We start from the raw sequence: 18403 nt of genomic DNA, 5'->3' as shown, positions 1-18403 counted from the left end.
CAAATAAGAAGGCAGACGATGAGCGATAAAATTACGGTTGGTGAGGCGATAGCCCGAACTCTGGAGCAGTACGAAGTAGCGGCGATGTACGGCATCATCTCGATCCATAATCTGCCGATTGCCGATGCCGTTGGGCAACGCGGCGCGATCCGCTTTGTGCCGGCGCGCGGTGAGGCGGGGGCGGTGACCATGGCCGATGCCCACGGGCGTTTTTCCGGTCTGGGGGTGGCACTGACCAGCACCGGTGCCGGAGCAGGCAACGCGGTAGGTGCGATGATAGAGGCGCTGAATGCCAACACGCCGCTGTTGCATATCACCGGACAGGTTGAGAAAGCCTATCTGGATGCCGATGCCGGATTTATCCACGAAACCAAGGATCAACTGGGCTTTTTACGTGCCTGTTCGAAACAGGCTTACCGGGTGAACTCGCCGGAGCAGGCTGTGGCGGTGATCCAGCGTGCCATTCTGGATGCGCAGACCGTGCCTTGTGGCCCGGTGGCAGTAGAGATCCCGATCGATATTCAGAACAGCCTGATCCCGGCCAACCTGGTCGGGAAGGTTGTGGCACCTCCAGCGCTGCCTGCTGCCGATGTTGCTGCGGTTGAACGTTTATATCAAAGGGTGAAACGAGCCAAACGCCCATTACTGTGGGTGGGGGGCGGAGCGTTGGCTTGCCGTGAGGCGGTGAAGCAGTTGGCTGATGCCGGTGTGGTGGTGATCTCCAGTACCCACGGGCGTGGGATTTTGCCGGATAGTCATCCGCGCAGCCTTCGGGCTTTCCACAACTCGCCAAGCGTTGAGACGATCCTGACGCAGTGTGATTTGACGCTGGTGGCCGGTTCGCGCCTGCGGAGTAATGAGACCCGTACCTGGTCGCTCCCTCTGCCACGCCCGTTGGTGCAGATTGATATCGATCCGGCGGCGGCCAACCGTAATTATCTGGCAGATGAACAGGTTTATGGCGATTGTTCCGCCTTGCTGAGCGCGTTGGCGGCGCGTCTGGCACCCGGTGAAAAGGTTAATACCGAATGGGATGCCGAGATTGGCCGTGCGGTACAACTGGCGGAAACGGCGCTGCGCCAGCAGTCGGGTGAATATGCCAAATTGAACGATGCCATCGCCGCCGCGTTGCCGCAGGATGGCCTGCTGGTGCGTGATATTACCGTTTCTGGCAGCGTGTGGGGCAGCCGTCTGTTCCGGGCTATCTCGCCTTTATGCAACATTCACTCGTTGGCGGGTGCCATCGGTATGGGTTTACCTATGGCTATCGGGACAGCCATTGCCAACCCGCAGCGTAAAGTGGCTGGCTTGGTCGGGGACGGCGGTTTGGCGCTAGGCCTGGGGGAATTGGCCACCATGGCGCAGGAACAGGCCAATATAACCTTGCTGATTATGAATGACGGCGGTTACGGCGTGATGCGTGGCATTCAGGACAAGTATTTCGCCGGGCGTCAGTATTACAACGAACTGCATACCCCGGCATTCTGCCAGGTGGCCGAAGCCATGGGGCTGAAAGCCTGGAAAGTGAGTGATGCTGCGCAGTTTGGCGGCGTGCTGGCGGAGGCGATCAATTACCCTGGGCCATCGGTGGTAGAGGTTGATATGAAAAGCGTTGGGCCGTTGACCTTCGCTGGCCCGCCGCAGAAGCTGTACTGATCTCCCTCACCCCAACCCTCTCCTCAAGGAGAGGGAGCTAGTTCGGTGTGGTAGTCAGGTGCGTAGGGGCGCCGCATTGAACTGACCCCAAGAAGTTGGACGGTGTAAAATGTAGCACGTTAGGTCCCCTCTCCCTGTGGGAGAGGGTGAGGGGCAATCACATCACCCGGAGCTAAGTGTTACTTCCCAGCCGCGATGCGATCGCGAATGTGCTTGGCACGGGCTTCGGAAGTTGGGTGGCTGTCAAACATGCTGCTTTCATGATTACCGTCTAATTTCGCCAGTTTATCGAAACTGGTAGCCAGGCCAGCAGGATTGATACCGCGTTTTTTCAGCAGATCGAACGAGTAATCATCCGCATCGCTTTCCTGTTTCTGTGAGAACTGGGCATTGACCAGTTTTTCGCCCAGATCGGCCAACTGCGACTGAGACAGTGAGGCCGCTACGCCGCCAGCTGAAGATGCTGCGGTACGTAATGCAACTGTCCCATAAGCTACCTGCATGGCTTTACGAGTGTGGCCCAGCGCAACGTGGCCCATTTCATGGCCCAGTACGCCTTCGACTTCGTTATCATCCATCATGTCCATCAGGCCGCTGTAAACGCGGATACAGCCGTTAGCCATCGCCCACGCATTGACGTCTTTGGTCACGTAGACCTTGTAGTTTGCAGGGGTACCGTTGATATTATCCCCCAACGCTGCGGCAATCTTGTTCAGGCGCTTGGTATATTCGCTGCTTGCTGGCGCGATTTGCTCCTGGCTATCCATCTCTGCGCAGGATTTATCACTGAGTGCCTTGACGTCGCTATCGCTCAGCGTTGCCGCCTGGTAGGCCTGGGCGCCGGATTGTAGTAGGGTATCGGTATTAAGGTTTTGACAGCCGCTCAATAAAGCAGTAATGCTCAGTGCAATCAAAGAAGTACGGATTTTCATCGTTCTATCGTCCTGTGATAGTTAAGGGGGAGATCTGCTGCCATTATTTTGCGCATAGCCTAGTGTACGGCAGGCTTGGCCGAAATAGCTATATTCCGAAATGTGTCCCGAACGTGCGCATTAGTGATGAACTCGCTCTCATTCGGTATTAGGGATTGCTGTTTCAATGCCGAGTCTGAGAAAATAGAAATCTTGATCGCTTTTTTAATCCGACCTGGAGTAAAACATGTCCTCTCGTAAAGAGCTTGCCAACGCCATCCGCGCACTCAGTATGGACGCCGTTCAAAAAGCAAATTCCGGCCACCCGGGCGCCCCTATGGGCATGGCAGATATCGCTGAAGTCCTGTGGCGTGACTACCTGAATCACAACCCTACCAACCCACACTGGGCCGATCGTGACCGTTTCGTATTGTCTAACGGCCATGGTTCCATGCTGATTTACAGCTTGCTGCATCTCACGGGTTACGACCTGCCAATGAGCGAGCTGGAAAACTTCCGCCAACTGCATTCCAAAACTCCGGGCCACCCGGAATACGGTTATACCGCAGGCGTGGAAACCACGACTGGCCCACTGGGCCAAGGCATCGCCAACGCTATCGGTTTTGCCATCGCCGAACGTACCCTGGCCGCGCAGTTCAACCGCCCAGGCCACGACATTGTTGACCACCACACCTATGCCTTTATGGGCGATGGCTGCATGATGGAAGGCATCTCTCACGAAGTCTGTTCCCTGGCCGGCACCATGAAGCTGGGCAAACTGACCGCGTTCTATGATGACAACGGCATCTCCATCGACGGCCACGTTGAAGGCTGGTTCACCGACGATACCGCCAAGCGTTTCGAAGCCTATGGCTGGCACGTGGTGCGTGGCGTTGACGGCCACAACAGCGACTCCATCAAAGCAGCAATTGAAGAAGCGCATAAAGTTACCGACAAACCTTCCCTGCTGATGTGCAAAACCGTGATTGGTTTCGGTTCTCCGCACAAAGCGGGCACCCATGATTCCCACGGTGCACCACTGGGCGCAGCCGAAGTTGCGGCTACCCGTGAAGCGTTGGGCTGGAAATATGCGGCCTTCGAAATTCCACAGGACATCTATGCCCAGTGGGATGCCAAAGAAGCCGGTAAAGCCAAAGAAGCTGCCTGGAACGAGAAACTGGCTGCCTACGCCAAAGCCTTCCCGGAACTGGCCGCAGAGTTCAAACGCCGCACCAGCGGTGAACTGCCAGCCAACTGGAAAGCAGAAGCGAAGAAATTCGTTGAGCAGTTGCAGGCTAACCCGGCCAACATTGCCAGCCGTAAAGCATCACAGAACTCACTGGAAGCCTTCGGCAAACTGCTGCCTGAATTCCTCGGTGGTTCTGCGGACCTGGCACCAAGCAACCTGACCATGTGGTCTGGCTCCAAGTCTCTGGGTGACGATCTGGCGGGTAACTATATCCACTACGGCGTGCGCGAATTCGGCATGACCGCCATCACCAACGGTATCGCGCTGCACGGTGGTTTCCTGCCGTACTCTGCGACCTTCCTGATGTTCGTGGAATACGCGCGTAACGCCGTGCGTATGGCTGCGCTGATGAAAATCCGCAACGTATTCGTCTACACCCACGACTCTATCGGTCTGGGCGAAGATGGCCCGACGCACCAGCCGGTTGAGCAATTGGCCAGCCTGCGCGTGACCCCGAACATGAGCACCTGGCGTCCTTGTGACCAGGTCGAGTCGGCTATCGCCTGGCAGTACGGCATCGAACGCAACGATGGCCCAACCACGCTGGTGTTCTCCCGTCAGAACCTGACCCAGCAGCCACGTACCGCCGAGCAACTGGCGAACGTCTATCGCGGCGGTTATGTGCTGAAAGACTGCGCAGGCACTCCGGACGTGATCCTGATTGCTACCGGTTCTGAAGTGGGTATCACCGTGGAAGCGGCCGACAAGCTGACCGCCGAAGGGCGTAAAGTGCGTGTGGTCTCCATGCCATCTACCGATGCTTTCGACAAGCAAGATGCGGCCTACCGCGAATCCGTGCTGCCAGCGGCAGTTTCTGCTCGCGTAGCGGTGGAAGCGGGTATTGCAGATTACTGGTACAAATATGTGGGTCTGAACGGCGCTATCGTGGGTATGACTACCTTCGGTGAGTCTGCTCCGGCAGAACAGCTGTTCAAAGAGTTCGGCTTCACCGTCGACAACGTGGTAGCCAAGGCTAACGCGCTGGTGAAATAACTTCGCCACTCAGCTTTAAAAGTATTAAGGGGCGATTAATCGCCCCTTAATTTTTTTCTTCGCCCATAACCTCTCTCCACCTACCACCCATGCAACATTAAGAAATCCTTAATGATTGGATAATCATGGCAGTTACTGCCGAAAAATTGCCCAGCATCACAAAACAGCAACATAGCCAATTAACGGCGTTGCTTAACCCCCTTCATTGGCGATATGTTAATTTTTGGTTTTGTAAATGTAACCAGGAGTTAATGATATGTTTTTAAGGATTGGCGTATCCGTGGCGGCAGCGGCCGTCTTCATCTCTGCTCCGGCGTTCGCGCAGTTCCCGGCAGGCTATCCGGCCGATTATCAAAAGATCGTCGATGCGGCGAAAAAAGAAGGCAAGGTGGTGGTGTATTCCACCACGGATACCAAAGCCGCAGGGCCACTGATCCAGGGGTTTGAAGCGCTGTACCCTGGTATTAAAGTGGAATACAACGATATGAACAGCACCGAGCTGTATAACCGCTATATCAGCGAGCAAGCGGCTGGGGGCACCAGTGGTGACGTGGTGTGGAGTTCCTCGATGGATACCGCGCTGAAGCTGGCCACCGACTATGCGCTGGAATATGCCTCGCCAGAACTGGGGCAGTTGCCTAAGTGGGCGGTGTGGAAAGATAAGGCCTACGGCACGACCTATGAGCCGGTGGTGTTTATCTACAACAAGCGCCTGATCCCGCAAGGCGAGGTGCCGGATTCCCACGCTGCGTTGGCTAAGCTGATCGCCAGCCAGCCAGACAAATTCAAAAAGAAAGTGACCACCTATGACATAGAGAAGTCGGGCCTGGGCTTCATGCTCTCGGTGCAGGACTTCAAGGCCGATCCAAACTACTTCGCGACCTTGGCCGATGTCGCCAAAGGTGGATTGGCGGTGCAGTCTTCCACCGGCACCATGATGGAGAGGGTTTCTTCAGGCGAAAACCTGATTGGCTTCAACATCCTGGGCTCTTATGCCGAGGCACGTGCCAAAACCGACCCTTCACTCGGTATCTCTTACCCTAAAGACTACACGTTGGTGCTGTCACGGGTGAGCTTTATCAGCCAGGAAGCGGCCAACAGCAATGCGGCCAAGCTGTGGTTGAACTATGTGCTGTCTGAGCAAGGGCAGAACATCCTGGCCAACAAGGCGGATATCCCCTCCATCCGTAACGATATCGAAGGCAAGAATGATATTGATGGCATGACCCAGATGCTGGGCAAGGCGTTGAAACCGATCCCGGTGGATGAAAGCCTGCTGGAATATCTGGAACCAACCAAGCGCCTGGACTACATCAAACAGTGGCGTACTGCTGCCGCGAAGTAGTGACGGGATGGATCATTGTTGTCCCTCACCCCAACCCTCTCCCACAGGGAGAGGGAGCTGGTGCGGAGTTGGGGTCAGGTGCAGAAGTTAATCTGTAACAGGATTAATGCTTGGGGCGGTGCCGTGATTAAGTTGTGGCACGTTCTGTCCCCTCTCCCTTTGGGAGAGGGTTAGGGTGAGGGGAATTGCAAATCTGCTGCATTCTCCTTCTGCATGACGCCAAAGGCTGGCGGTATTGCTTAAACAGGGAACTCTACCCCCGGTGCATCTCAGGATGCAGGGGATATCACCATCGGGACTGACTATGAGAGCATTGCGCAACAAGTGGCAGAGCCTGCCACGCGGTTTGGTGGTGCTGATAACCGCGCTGGTAATCTATGTGCCGCTGTCGTTTATCGTGATCCAAAGCTTCCTTTCCGCGCCATTTTTCTCGCCTTCCAAGGTATTCAGCCTTGAGGCCTTCCGGTTTATCTTTACCGACCCCGATTTTTACAAAGCGCTGAAAAGCGGATTTATTCTGGCCTTTGGTCTGGTGGTGATCTCTATCCCATTAGGCGGTGTGCTGGCGTTTTTAATGGTAAGAACCGATCTGCCAGGCCGTCGCTTTATTGAGCCGCTGATCCTGGTGCCGATCTTTGTCTCGCCGATGGTGCTGGGTTTTGGTTACGTGGTGGCAGCCGGGCCAGTAGGTTTCTTCTCGCTGTGGGCGGAATCCTTGCTGGGCTTTGTGCCTTGGAATATCTATGCGATGGGCAGCATCGTGGTGATAGCCGGGTTGACGCACGTGCCCCACGCTTATCTTTATATTTCATCGGCACTGCGCAGCGTAGGCTCGGATGTTGAAGAGGCCGCCCGTACTGCCGGGGCTTCTCCGTTGCAGGTGATGACCGCGGTCAGCTTGCCAATGGTGCGCCCGTCGATCCTGTATGCCAGCGTCTTGCTGTTCTTCCTGGGGCTGGAAGTGTTCGGTCTGATGCTGGTGCTGGGCGATCCGGAAGGCAACCTGGTGTTGGCGACCTATCTGTATCAACTGACCAACAAGCTGGGCACGCCGTCTTACCATCTGATGGCGGCGGTGGCAGTGGTGTTGATCTGCATTACTATCCCGTTGGTGATGCTGCAACGGCGTCTGATGCGTACCGCCAACCGCTTTGTCACGGTCAAGGGCAAAGCCTCACAGGCCCGCGCATTACCTTTGGGTAAATGGCGTTGGGTTGCGGGCGGCGTGGTGGTCTTGTGGCTGACCGTTACCATCGGTGTTCCCCTGGTGGGCGTGGTGCTGCGTGCTTTTATCTCCAACTGGGGCGTCGGAGTGTCCATTTGGGATGAGTTGTCGCTCAACACTTTCCGAACCATCTGGCAGCAACCCAATCTGTTGCGGGCGATCGTCAACTCGATGGCAATTGGCGTATTCGGTGGTGCGCTGGCGGTAGTGTGTTACCTGTTTATTGGCATTGCCATGCACCGTAAACCCGACGGGGTGACCCGTTTTCTGGATTACAGCGTGCTGGTGCCGCGAGCGGTGCCTGGCTTGCTGGCTGGTTTGGCCTTCCTGTGGGTGTTCCTGTTCCTGCCGATGTGGCTGGATAAATCGCTAAAAGGCGGTTGGCTTTCCGTATTGCCGATCGCCGAATGGCTGCGTGAAAACCTGGTGGTATGGCTACGCTCTTTGCGCAGCACCATCTTCAGCGTCTGGTTAGCTTATACCGTGGTGTGGATGGCTTATGGCTTGCGGCTGATCTCGTCAACGCTGTTGCAGGTTGCGCCAGAATTGGAAGAAGCCGCACGCAGCACCGGTGCCTCTCGCGGTCAGATCACACGCCATGTGACGATCCCGCTCTCCCGTTATGGCCTGATTGGCTCCTGGCTGCTGATGTTCCTGATCTTCGAACGTGAGTATTCCACCGGGGTCTATCTGTTGTCGCCGGGTACCGAAACCATCGGTTCGATGCTGGTTTCCCTGTGGGCGGCAGGGGCGATCGATATTGTGGCTGCACTGTCCTTCATTAACATTCTTCTGGTCGTGTTAGGACTAGGGATTGCCCTGCGATTTGGAGTGAAAATTCATGATTGAGCTTTCGGTAGATAACCTGCACCTGACCTATGGCGATAACCCGGTATTGAAGGGCGTTTCCATGCAGCTCAAACGGGGGGAGGTCGTTTCACTGCTCGGGCCGTCAGGCAGTGGCAAAACCACCTTGCTGCGAGCGGTGGCCGGGTTGGAAAAGCCAACACAAGGAAAAATCGTCATTGGCAACAATACTGTCTATGACGGCACGGCCCGCAGCGAGATCCCGGCGGAAGAGCGTAATCTGGGCCTGGTGTTTCAGTCCTATGCGTTATGGCCCCATAAAACGGTGTTTGATAACGTCGCCTATCCGCTGAAATTACGTAAAACGCCTGCAGCAGAAATTACTCAGCGTGTGCAGGCGGTGCTCGAACAGCTCGGTTTGGGGCAGTTGGGTAAGCGTCATCCTCATCAACTCTCTGGTGGTCAGCAGCAGCGTGTGGCGATTGGCCGTGCGCTGGTCTATAACCCGCCGGTGATCTTGCTGGATGAACCGCTGTCTAACCTGGACGCTAAGCTGCGCGAGGAAGCACGGGTATTCCTGCGTGAGCTGATCATCAAACTGGGCCTTTCTGCACTGATGGTGACTCACGATCAAAACGAGGCAATGGCGATTTCCGATCGGATCCTGCTGCTCAATAACGGCAAGATCGAACAGCAGGGCACGCCACAGGAAATGTACGGCTCGCCTGCCACGCTGTTTACCGCCGAGTTTATGGGCAGCAACAACCGTCTGTTTGGCAAAGTTACCGAGATCCGTGCAGGCAACGCACGCATTGAGGGTAAAGACTGGGTGTTGTGGGGGAAGGCCGGGGCGGGGTTGGTTGCCGGGCAGGAGGCAACGGCGGTGATCCGTGTTGAACGCGTACGCCTGGGTGAAGATCCACAAGGCAATCAGATCTCGTTACCGCTGCTGACCAGCATGTATCTTGGTGACCGTTGGGAATATCTGTTCCGCACGGTGGCGGAGGATTTTGTGGTTCGCGCCTATGGCACGGAAGTGCGTGGCCAGGAAATGTGCACGCTTTCCCTGCCCGCGGACCATCTGTGGATTTTCCCCAAGCAATAGGTAAATGCAGAGCGTGGGGAACGCTCTGCGAACCAGCCGATGTGCTTAACGGCGCAATTGCGCGACGATCGCTTCACCAACCTGCTGGGTTGAGGCATTACCTTGCATGTCTGGCGTACGTGGGCCTGTGGCAATCACCTGCTCGATAGCCTGTAGGATGTCATCATGCGCCTGGTGATAGCGCTCATCGCCGTCTCCGAGGAAATCCAGCATCATGGCGCCGGTCCAGATCATGGCTATCGGGTTGGCGATATTTTTGCCAAAGATATCCGGGGCGGAACCGTGCACTGGCTCAAACATCGACGGGAAGTTACGCTCTGGATTCAGGTTGGCCGAAGGTGCAATGCCAATCGTGCCGGTACAGGCTGGGCCAAGATCGGACAGGATATCGCCAAACAGGTTAGAGGCAACTACCACATCGAAACGCTCCGGGTTCAGCACGAAGCGGGCGCAGAGAATATCGATGTGCTGTTTGTCCCAACGGATATCCGGATATTGTTGCGCCATTGCGGCAACACGTTCATCCCAATAGGGCATGCTGATAGCCATACCGTTGGATTTGGTGGCGGCGGTCAGCTGTTTACGCGGGCGCTGCTGTGCCAGTTCAAAGGCGTACTTGAGGATGCGATCCACACCGTGGCGCGTGAAGACCGACTCCTGGACTACCATCTCGCGATCGGTGCCTTCGAACATCCGTCCACCAAGGGAAGAATATTCTCCCTCGGTGTTTTCGCGCACGACATAGAAATCGATATCCCCAGGCTGCTTATTGGCCAGCGGGCAGGGAACACCGGGGAACAGTCGAACCGGGCGCAGATTAACGTACTGATCGAACTCTCGACGGAATTTCAGCAGCGAACCCCAAAGGGAGATATGATCCGGCACCTTATCGGGCCAGCCGACCGCACCAAAATAGATCGCATCGAAGCCTTGCAGTTGTGCGAACCAATCTTCTGGCATCATTTGACCGTGTTGCAGATAGTAATCACAGCTGGCCCATGCGAAGGTGGTAAATTCCAGCTCTAGATCCCATTTTGCCGCTGCGGCCTGTAATACACGGATCCCTTCGGGCATCACTTCCTGACCGATACCGTCGCCAGCCAGGGCGGCGATTCTGTATGTTTTCTTCATCCGATACCTACTTTTTGCTGGATTGGTTGACATTTAATCCATCCTATAATTGACTGAATGTTAATCAATCCTGAAAATGGTGAAACATAAAACACGGATCATGAACAATCTTCCCCTTCTGAGTGATTTGCAGGTGTTTATGCTGGTAGCGCGTCGTGCCGGTTTTGCCGCAGCAGCGCAAGAGCTGGGGGTTTCACCCGCCTTTATCAGCAAGCGCATTGCGCTATTGGAGAAGGCGCTTAATGTTTGCCTTCTGCACCGCACGACCCGACGGGTGACGATCACCGAAGATGGTGAGCGTATCTATGAATGGGCACAGCGTATTCTTAACGATGTCGATCAGATGATGGATGAGGTATCAGCCATTCGTCAGGAACCGCAGGGTACATTGCGTATTGTCACCAGCTTTGGTTTTGGCCGGCGTTTTGTAGCTGCGGCCCTGTCAGAACTGGCGGCACAGTATCCAAGGCTGGAGCTGCGGCTGGAGGTATCAGATCGGTTGGTGGATTTGGCCAGTGAAGGAATCGATCTGGATATTCGCATCGGGGATGAAATCGCTCCGAACCTGATAGCTCGTAAATTGGCACAGAATCAGCGTATTTTGTGTGCTGCGCCGGAATATCTGGCCAGGCATGGGGCACCCAGGAACCTTAATGAACTTTCCGGACACGTTTGCCTGGTGATCAAAGAGCGCGATCATCCGTTCGGACTCTGGCGGCTGGAGGGGCCAGGGGGGGAGGAAAACGTTAAGGTGACGGGAGCCTTGTCCTCTAATCACGGAGAGATCGTTCATCAGTGGTGCCTTGATGGGCTAGGCATTGCGCTGCGTTCAATTTGGGATGTGAAGGAGAGTATTGGCAGTGGGCGCTTGGTACATATTCTGCCGGAGTACAGCCAACCGGCAAATATCTGGGCAGTCTACGTCTCGCGACTGGCGACCTCGGCTAAAATACGCGTCACCGTCGAATTCCTGCGTAACTACTTTCAGCAGCATTATGGCGAAGTAGCCCCGCTGTCTGAATACCTGTCACGTCGCTGACTCAGGGGCAAAGGGTACATGGTCATATTTCCCTGTAGTAACCGTTAAAAAAATCAACCTGAGTGCGAAGGGTTAATCCTGCCTTATACACACCAGGAATGGGTTGGTAAATCCCCTGATTAATAAGGCATTGCCCCGTAATGGTTTGATTTCTGTATAAAAATCAATATTCTCAACTTCAGGCATCAGAAAGTTGTGCCAAACACTGTCCGGGGTGTTATCGGCGGGATGTACGTTTTCATGGGTGAACTGGGTATTGTTATTACCTTTTATTTCTGATGGCGTGATGGAAAATGAAATGTTGCGATCCAGCAGATATCGGGTGTTATTTTCGGTTATTGAGCCAGTAATGTAAGCAACCCCGGTTTTTGCAGAAGAGAATATGATGGTGGAGTTGGCATTGAGTACAATATTATTTTGCGCTTTCACCTGTACAGAAATTTGCTGTGTATCGCAGCGAAAGGGTTTTCTACTCTGCTGCTGAGAGTAGTACCACAGGGAGGGAAGCAAAATGACAAGAAACAGCACTGCGCCAATGATTTTTTTCATTTCAATTTACTCAATGATTTTAAACGTTTTGCAATATTGATAATCACTGCCTGTCTGGCCCTTTTTGCAGGCGGCCAGGAAGGTGATTTTTAACAGATCGTTATCAGGCCGTTCTTCGGTGTAAAAAATGTCTTGCCCTGGCTGGTCACAATCCAGCTTTTCTGACAGTAGCATCTGCTTGGCTCTGAATTCGGCGCCGGGACTAGGCTCTTTGTTGATGGAGTAAATATCACATTGGTTATAAACACCAATCAGTTTGAGCTGCGCCGAAGGTGCCCATAATAGTAATGCAATGCCTATCAACCCCAATACGCTCACCAATGCCAGAATAGGCATCGCCATAGGTTTTTTTATTCTGACAACTGGGTGAGAGTTAACGATCTCTTCTTCTTTTAGTGCCACCGACAGCTCTGGTTTAGAGATCATCGGTTCCTGTTTTTTTATCTTGACCTCGGTTTTTTGTTTTGGGGTGGGATGAATATCGGCCTCCATTCTAAACCCTACCCGTGGCAAGGTTATAATGATGGGTTTTTCTACACCCAGACTAACAAATGATTTCCTTAGTTCACTGATGCAATTGTTCAAGCTGGCGTTGGAAGGGGGAAAGCCATAGTCCTCCCACGCATTTTTCAGTAACAAATCACGGGATAAATTATCCCCATTGTATTTGATAAACTCATTAAGCACCCGGCAACAGGGTTTTGAAAGTTCAATCGATGTCTGATTGTTATTATTGAGTGCGAGAGTTCGCAGCTCTGGGTCAAAGACAACGATTAAGTTTATGGTGTATTTCATTTTTGTAATCAACGTCCTGGTTGCGGTTAATGAGATGATTTATTGATTAGGAATAATCTCGATTGAGAAATTTAGGAGGAATCTAAGTTAAGTATACATAGCGAGTCAAGCATGAATTAAGAATTTATTTTTCACCGGAGATCCTGTTGATTTTGAGTAAGTTATAAATGTTGTCCATCAGGTCGTATTTGGCTTAACTTGGTTTTTAATCCTAATAAAATTAATTTTTTAGATTTAAAATCTAACATTTTCCTTATGTTTAGATTAATTTGCTGTTAAAGGGCGTTGTCCATAGTATTTATCGGGTCGCCGACAGTGGGCATCAGCCGTTAGGTTATGCATACAACGTATAAGGTAATGCGATATTCAAGAGCGGCGACAAACATAGTATAGGAAAACTTCTCAAGGAATTTATGCAATGAAAATGACACTCCGCACACTTGCTCTGACCACGCTGGCATCTGCAATGTTATCAGGTTACGCCTTTGCTGATGTTCCTCCTGGTTCTCAGGGGAACGGTGAAATCATGTTTAAAGGTTCTGTTATCAAAGCACCTTGCGGCTTGGCTCCCGGCCAGGATGGTGACAACCAGAACATCAACCTGGGGCAAATTGCCGATGCACAGTTGAAGACCGTAGGTTACAGCGCGCCGAAAGAGTTCAAGATCAAACTGATTGGCTGCAGCTTTGATCCTGCTGCAACGGCAGAAACCAAGGTCAACGTACGCTTTGACGGTATGTCTGTTGGGGCTGCCAATGGCTTCCTGGGCGTAAGCGGTGATGCCAAAGGTGTAGCAATCCGCCTGCTGGATGCGGCTAACAAGCACGTTAAAATTGGTGCTACTTCAGACAACTACAGCTTGCGCACCGGGGATAACACCTTGCAGTTCTCCGCACAGGTTGTGGCGCTGGATGGGCAGGATATTGTAGCTGGTACCTACGACGCGATGACCAACTTCTCTCTGACCTATCTCTAAGCTTTAGCCATTTAGAGTAATACCCCAGTGCCAAATTGCCGCAGAGAAAGGTGATTTGGTGCTGTTCTTTATTTAGAACGGGCTGCTATTTATGAGCCTTGCTCTACGTTGTTGCCTTAATGGGTTAATATAATTATGGATGATAAGAAGAAATACTCATTTATTTCTACCATTATTCTTTGCCTCATCGCGGTAGATCCGGCCAGAGCTGATGATGATAACATCGAATTTGAAACCAGAGCGCTTGAGTTGCGTGATAATAACAATATTAATCTGAGTAATTTTTCTCGCCCTGATTATATCCCTGAGGGGATCTATCCGCTTGCCTTGAAAGTCAATGACCGGGTGATCGCCAGCGACAGTTTTAGCGTGATCAATCAGGAGGGGAAAAGTCAGATTTGTTTTCCCCTGCCTATCGTAGAACAATTCGGTTTTAAAGAAGCGCCATTGGCAGAGTTGATAAAACGTACCGTACCAGGCATTCCGCATTGCTTACTGATCGGCGGCTTTAAAGGGATTACTGCCCGTATCGATCGCGGTAAGAGTGAGCTGCTGGTGAGTATTCCCCAGGCGTTGCTCAAATACAGCGATCCGGACTGGACGCCACCGGCTCAGTGGGACGACGGTATTCCTGGTGTGTTGTTTGACTACACGTTGAGCGGTAATAAGTATCAAGGCCGTAACACCAGCAATAGCGCGTTTTCCAGCTACGGCACCCTAGGTGCAAACTATCAAGACTGGCGCTTGAGAAGTAATTACCAGACGTCGCTGTACAGCAGTGGCTATGGCAATGATCAGCGTCAGTTCAAGACGACGACAGTTTATGCCGCTCGTGCACTTAAAGAGGCTGGGGCAAATCTGACGATCGGTAAAAACTACCTCCAATCAGACGTTTTTGACTCGATTAATTACAGTGGCGTGGCGATCGTCAGCGATGACCGTATGCTGCCTCCGGCGTTGCGTGGCTATGCTCCACAGTTGACCGGCGTTGCCAATAGTAACGCCCGGGTCACCGTGATGCGTGGCGACAGTATTATCTATGAAAAGATGGTGCCGCCGGGTGAGTTCGTCATCCAGGATCTGACTAACGCCACCTCTGGCCAGTTAACCATGACCATCCGTGAGGAGAATGGCGAAGAGCGAGTCTCTACCATAGAAACCTCGAACGTCCCCTTCCTCACCCGTTCCGGCCATATTCGCTACAAGGGTATGGTAGGCCAAATGAATCAGACCAATGGATCCATCAAGCCGTTATTGGCTACCGGAGAGGCTTCCGTTGGCGTCTTCTCCGGAGGATCGGTGTTTGGTGGCCTATTGCTAACCGACGAGAATTATTATGCCCTCAACGGGGGGATTGGCTATGACATGAATGCGCTGGGAGCGATATCCGTCGATATGACCCATGCCAGTTCTCAACTGGCACATCAAACCCTGAAGGGCGAAAGTTACCGGTTTAATTACTCCAAAGTGTTCGACAGCATCGATAGCCAGATCACCTTTGCCGGTTACCGTTTCTCGGAGAAAAACTACCTCTCGCTAGATAACTTTGTCGCGATGAGGATGTCGCCGGATTTCACCTCGACCAACAAGGAAAGCTATAACCTGGTGGCCAGCAAGAGCTTCCGCGAGTTGGGGGTGTCGATTAACGCTATCTATAATCGCCAGACCTATTGGCAGGATGTCTCTGATAGCAACAGCTATGGTCTTAGCGTCGCCAAATCTTTTGATATCGGTAGCCTGAAAAACGTCAACGCCTACGTTTCGCTTAATCGCACCGAGTATAAAACCAGCTTTGCCTCGCAGGAGCAGAAGAATAACAACGCCGTCTATCTCAGCCTGAGCATACCGCTAAACTCGCAATCCTATCTCAGCACGGCAATGCGGGTCAGCAATGGCAGCCTTTCTCCGAGTGCCACGTACACCAATAATTCAGATCCTGGCCAGACCTGGTCAATCGGCAGCAGTTCCTCGGGCTCGTTCAGCAACAGCAACCTGAATGGCAACCTGGCTCTGAATCGCGATGCGTATGCCGCGACGCTGAATACCTCCATGAGCAGCAATGATTACTATCTTGGGGGCAGTATCAAATCAGGTATTACCGCGACCGAGTACGGCATTGCCGTACATCGTGATGGCTATGCGGGCAATACTCGCCTGATGGTTGATACCGGTGGCATTGAGGGGGTTTATGTCGGCAATCGGGGCAATAACAACCCGATGCCAACCAACGCCAAGGGTATCGCGGTGATTAATAACGTACCGGACTATTACCGTACCAACTACACCATCGATACCAACCTGTTACCCGATGATGTCGAGAGCACCAACCCCAACATCCAGATGGTATTGACTGAGGGAGCCATCGGCTACCGTAAGTTGAATGTTTATCGCGGTATCAAGGCATTGCTGCAACTTAGCGATCCGCAGGGAAGAGCCATTCCTTTCGGTGCCACGGTGGAAGAAAGTCAGGATCGGCGTCAGATCGGCGTGGTGGGCGAAAACGGCGAGGTCTATATTTCCGGCGTTGGCATCAAGGCTCAATTGAGCGCGCTGGATAGCGACGGCCAGCGCTGCCTGTTTACTCTTCCAGCCCAGGGGCTTTCTTTATCTTCTGCTTTACCGGTTGTTTGCCGTATTGATTCATCCTCTCAAGGAACTTCACAATGATGCATAAATCCCTTTCCGCTGGCTTGATCAGCGGGCTGCTGTTTCTGTTTGTCGGCTCGGCGCAGGCGGCAATTTCTATCGACAGAACTCGGGTTATTTTATTGGGTGATGAAAAGTCATCTCCGGTAAACGTTATCAATCACAGCAAAACATTGCCTTACCTGGCACAAACCTGGCTGGAGAATGAAGCGGGGGAGAAAATCAGCTCGCCGTTGACCGCGCTGCCGCCACTGCAGCGGGTAGAAAAAGACAGCACCGTGCAGATACGGGTGACGCCTCTTGCGGATGCCGCTCGCCTGCCACAGGACCGGGAGTCGCTGTTTTTCTTTGTTTTACAGGAGATCCCCCCGAAGTCGGATAAACCCAATTCGATCCAGTTAGCGTTGCGCATCAAGGTTAAAACGTTTTATCGCCCAGCCTCCCTGAAGCCATTGGCAGAGAAGGTGTGGCAGGAAGAGATCCGCCTGGAACCAAGCAGCCAAGGTCTGAAGTTGGTGAATCCCACGCCGTTTTTTGTCATTTTGCCCGAGGTGGTGGTGGGGAAAAATTCGCTGCTGGCAGAAGATGAAGCCGTCACGCTCAGGCCGAAAAGTGAAGTCACGCTGTCCGCCGTCAAGCCAAAGCCGCAGAAGATCGCACTCAAATTTATCAATGACTATGGTGCCTATCAGCCGCTGACTTACAGCTGCACGTCGACAACCTGTGTGCGGGATAAATCATGATGAATGTGTTGACGAAGACCTCCCGGTGGGGGATCAGGGAGCTGCTGTTAGCGGTGGGATTATTGGCGCTGTATGCCATGTTCAATACTGTGATGGCCAGAGACTTATTGGTTTGCAATTGGGGCAATTTGCGGAGCTCGAAATTTATCGGCCCTAATGCTGGCAGCTTCCGGGATGTTATTGGCCCACAGATCCAGGAGAGAAGAGAGGCGTATGACTGTGATAAAGATGGCTGTCGCTATCGTTATTATTGGAATATCCCTAACCGCACCTATACGATGACCGCGACCGCCACGGTGAACTGTGTCAATATCGGCGATACGGCGGCCCCGGTCAGATTTTCTTTTGAAAAGGCATCGACCCTCAAGCCTGAGTTTTTCAAAAATCTGACAATGCGTATCAGCGGTGCCGGCTCGTTTTCAGTCAGCGGATTGGAGAATATGGGGACGGGTGAGATCCGTGGTTGGAGCGATGGTACGCTGGGACCCTGCCAGAGTAATTGTTTCTCTACTCAAGACGGTTACCCAAACTATACCAAAACGCTATCGTTCACCTTTACGGTGCAGCCAATCAAGACCCGGATTGACGGTGGCCCACAGCCAAACTTTGATGGCGTCAACTTATTAGGCCGCCTGTGGGTTCACCGAAGTAGCGATGACCCGAATATGAGCTACCACGGCTATGGCATTGGTAGCCCAGGTATTTGTGGCTTGATGAATTCGGATATGAGTGGCTGTGCCATAAGCGATGGTGGCGGTGGAGCAGGCCCAGCAGTTCCGCCGGTACCACAGTGTACTTTGACCATCACCACTCCCGGCGTCGTCGAATTCCAGCCGATCTCGTCTGACGACTTGAGCCGCAATCGGGTAAGAATGGAAGACTTTACGCTAACCGCCACCAAGGGGCCGATCCAATCACAGGTCTGCACGGGGAGTACCTACAACCTGCCCGGCACGATCAAGACCGAGGGGGGATATGCCATCAGCAGCACTTTCTGGGGCATCAATCATTCCAGCGGTGCGCCGCAGGGAATTGGTTTGAAACTCTACGACCTGAATAAAGGCAACTATCTGCAGTTCAATCATACCTACCCGGCCTTTATCGCCAATATTTCCAGCATGAGCGAAACCAAAAGGATCCGTGCCGAGATTGCGGCTACCACCAACGATCTGAAAAGGATCAAGGATGGTGAATATAGCCAGGTATTGATTTTTGAAGTCAGGATGCCTTGAG

Annotated in this window: 14 protein-coding genes; 10 read left to right on the top strand and 4 right to left on the bottom strand. The window is 52.9% G+C overall.

Annotated features, from left to right (window positions below; all coding sequences use genetic code 11):
* Window positions 1-18 precede the first annotated feature (18 nt).
* Window positions 19-1656: a thiamine pyrophosphate-binding protein gene (locus ACRDCA_RS21360; RefSeq protein WP_438691323.1), complete on the top strand. Its 1638-nt coding sequence runs from the start codon at window positions 19-21 to the stop codon at window positions 1654-1656.
* A gap of 179 nt (window positions 1657-1835) precedes the next feature.
* Here the strand turns inward: ACRDCA_RS21360 and ACRDCA_RS21355 are convergent, their stop codons facing one another.
* On the bottom strand, window positions 1836-2588 hold the full coding sequence (locus ACRDCA_RS21355; protein ID WP_438691322.1) for a M48 family metallopeptidase: 753 nt from the start codon (window positions 2586-2588) through the stop codon (window positions 1836-1838).
* A gap of 226 nt (window positions 2589-2814) precedes the next feature.
* Between ACRDCA_RS21355 and tkt the strand changes: the two genes are divergently transcribed.
* The 4 genes from tkt to ACRDCA_RS21335 all read left to right on the top strand — a co-directional run bounded on the left by tkt (window position 2815) and on the right by ACRDCA_RS21335 (window position 9291).
* Window positions 2815-4809: a transketolase gene (gene tkt, locus ACRDCA_RS21350; protein ID WP_438691321.1), complete on the top strand. Its 1995-nt coding sequence runs from the start codon at window positions 2815-2817 to the stop codon at window positions 4807-4809.
* Between the two features lie 256 nt (window positions 4810-5065).
* Entirely contained in the window at window positions 5066-6154 is a 1089-nt protein-coding gene (locus tag ACRDCA_RS21345; protein ID WP_438691320.1) for an ABC transporter substrate-binding protein, read from the top strand.
* 304 nt (window positions 6155-6458) lie between these two features.
* Window positions 6459-8228 carry an ABC transporter permease gene (locus ACRDCA_RS21340; protein WP_438691319.1) on the top strand — a complete coding sequence of 590 codons (1770 nt, stop codon included), beginning with the start codon at window positions 6459-6461 and terminating at the stop codon, window positions 8226-8228.
* Window positions 8221-9291: an ABC transporter ATP-binding protein gene (locus ACRDCA_RS21335; RefSeq protein WP_438691318.1), complete on the top strand. Its 1071-nt coding sequence runs from the start codon at window positions 8221-8223 to the stop codon at window positions 9289-9291. Before ACRDCA_RS21340 ends, ACRDCA_RS21335 begins: the two co-directional genes overlap by 8 nt.
* 45 nt (window positions 9292-9336) lie before the next feature.
* Here ACRDCA_RS21335 and ACRDCA_RS21330 read toward each other — a convergent pair whose 3' ends face one another.
* The gene (locus ACRDCA_RS21330; RefSeq protein ID WP_438691317.1) at window positions 9337-10422 is read right to left on the bottom strand and encodes a tartrate dehydrogenase; all 1086 of its coding nucleotides are present in this window, start codon (window positions 10420-10422) and stop codon (window positions 9337-9339) included.
* 79 nt (window positions 10423-10501) lie between these two features.
* On the opposite strand from ACRDCA_RS21330, the gene ACRDCA_RS21325 reads away from it, so the two are divergent.
* The gene (locus ACRDCA_RS21325) at window positions 10502-11461 is read left to right on the top strand and encodes a LysR substrate-binding domain-containing protein (protein WP_438691566.1); all 960 of its coding nucleotides are present in this window, start codon (window positions 10502-10504) and stop codon (window positions 11459-11461) included.
* 72 nt (window positions 11462-11533) lie between these two features.
* Here ACRDCA_RS21325 and ACRDCA_RS21320 read toward each other — a convergent pair whose 3' ends face one another.
* Both ACRDCA_RS21320 and ACRDCA_RS21315 read right to left on the bottom strand, forming a co-directional pair.
* A complete protein-coding gene (locus ACRDCA_RS21320; protein WP_438691316.1) occupies window positions 11534-12010 on the bottom strand; it encodes a hypothetical protein in 477 nt (158 codons plus the stop codon).
* A gap of 6 nt (window positions 12011-12016) precedes the next feature.
* Window positions 12017-12805: a winged helix-turn-helix domain-containing protein gene (locus ACRDCA_RS21315; RefSeq protein WP_438691315.1), complete on the bottom strand. Its 789-nt coding sequence runs from the start codon at window positions 12803-12805 to the stop codon at window positions 12017-12019.
* Between the two features lie 418 nt (window positions 12806-13223).
* On the opposite strand from ACRDCA_RS21315, the gene ACRDCA_RS21310 reads away from it, so the two are divergent.
* From ACRDCA_RS21310 to ACRDCA_RS21295, 4 genes are all read left to right on the top strand, one after another.
* Window positions 13224-13781 carry a fimbrial protein gene (locus tag ACRDCA_RS21310; RefSeq protein WP_438691314.1) on the top strand — a complete coding sequence of 186 codons (558 nt, stop codon included), beginning with the start codon at window positions 13224-13226 and terminating at the stop codon, window positions 13779-13781.
* 135 nt (window positions 13782-13916) lie between these two features.
* Window positions 13917-16448 carry a fimbria/pilus outer membrane usher protein gene (locus ACRDCA_RS21305; RefSeq protein WP_438691313.1) on the top strand — a complete coding sequence of 844 codons (2532 nt, stop codon included), beginning with the start codon at window positions 13917-13919 and terminating at the stop codon, window positions 16446-16448.
* On the top strand, window positions 16445-17170 hold the full coding sequence (locus tag ACRDCA_RS21300) for a fimbrial biogenesis chaperone (protein ID WP_438691312.1): 726 nt from the start codon (window positions 16445-16447) through the stop codon (window positions 17168-17170). Before ACRDCA_RS21305 ends, ACRDCA_RS21300 begins: the two co-directional genes overlap by 4 nt.
* Complete coding sequence (locus ACRDCA_RS21295) at window positions 17167-18402, top strand: hypothetical protein (RefSeq protein WP_438691311.1); 1236 nt, start codon at window positions 17167-17169, stop codon at window positions 18400-18402. The genes ACRDCA_RS21300 and ACRDCA_RS21295 overlap by 4 nt, the downstream gene beginning before the upstream one ends.
* The last annotated feature ends 1 nt before the right edge of the window (window position 18403 follow it).

Source organism: Serratia sp. (in: enterobacteria) (assembly GCF_051654945.1).
In the GTDB taxonomy this organism is placed as follows: Bacteria; Pseudomonadota; Gammaproteobacteria; order Enterobacterales; family Enterobacteriaceae; genus Chania.
This window is presented reverse-complemented; position numbering and strand designations above follow the sequence as displayed.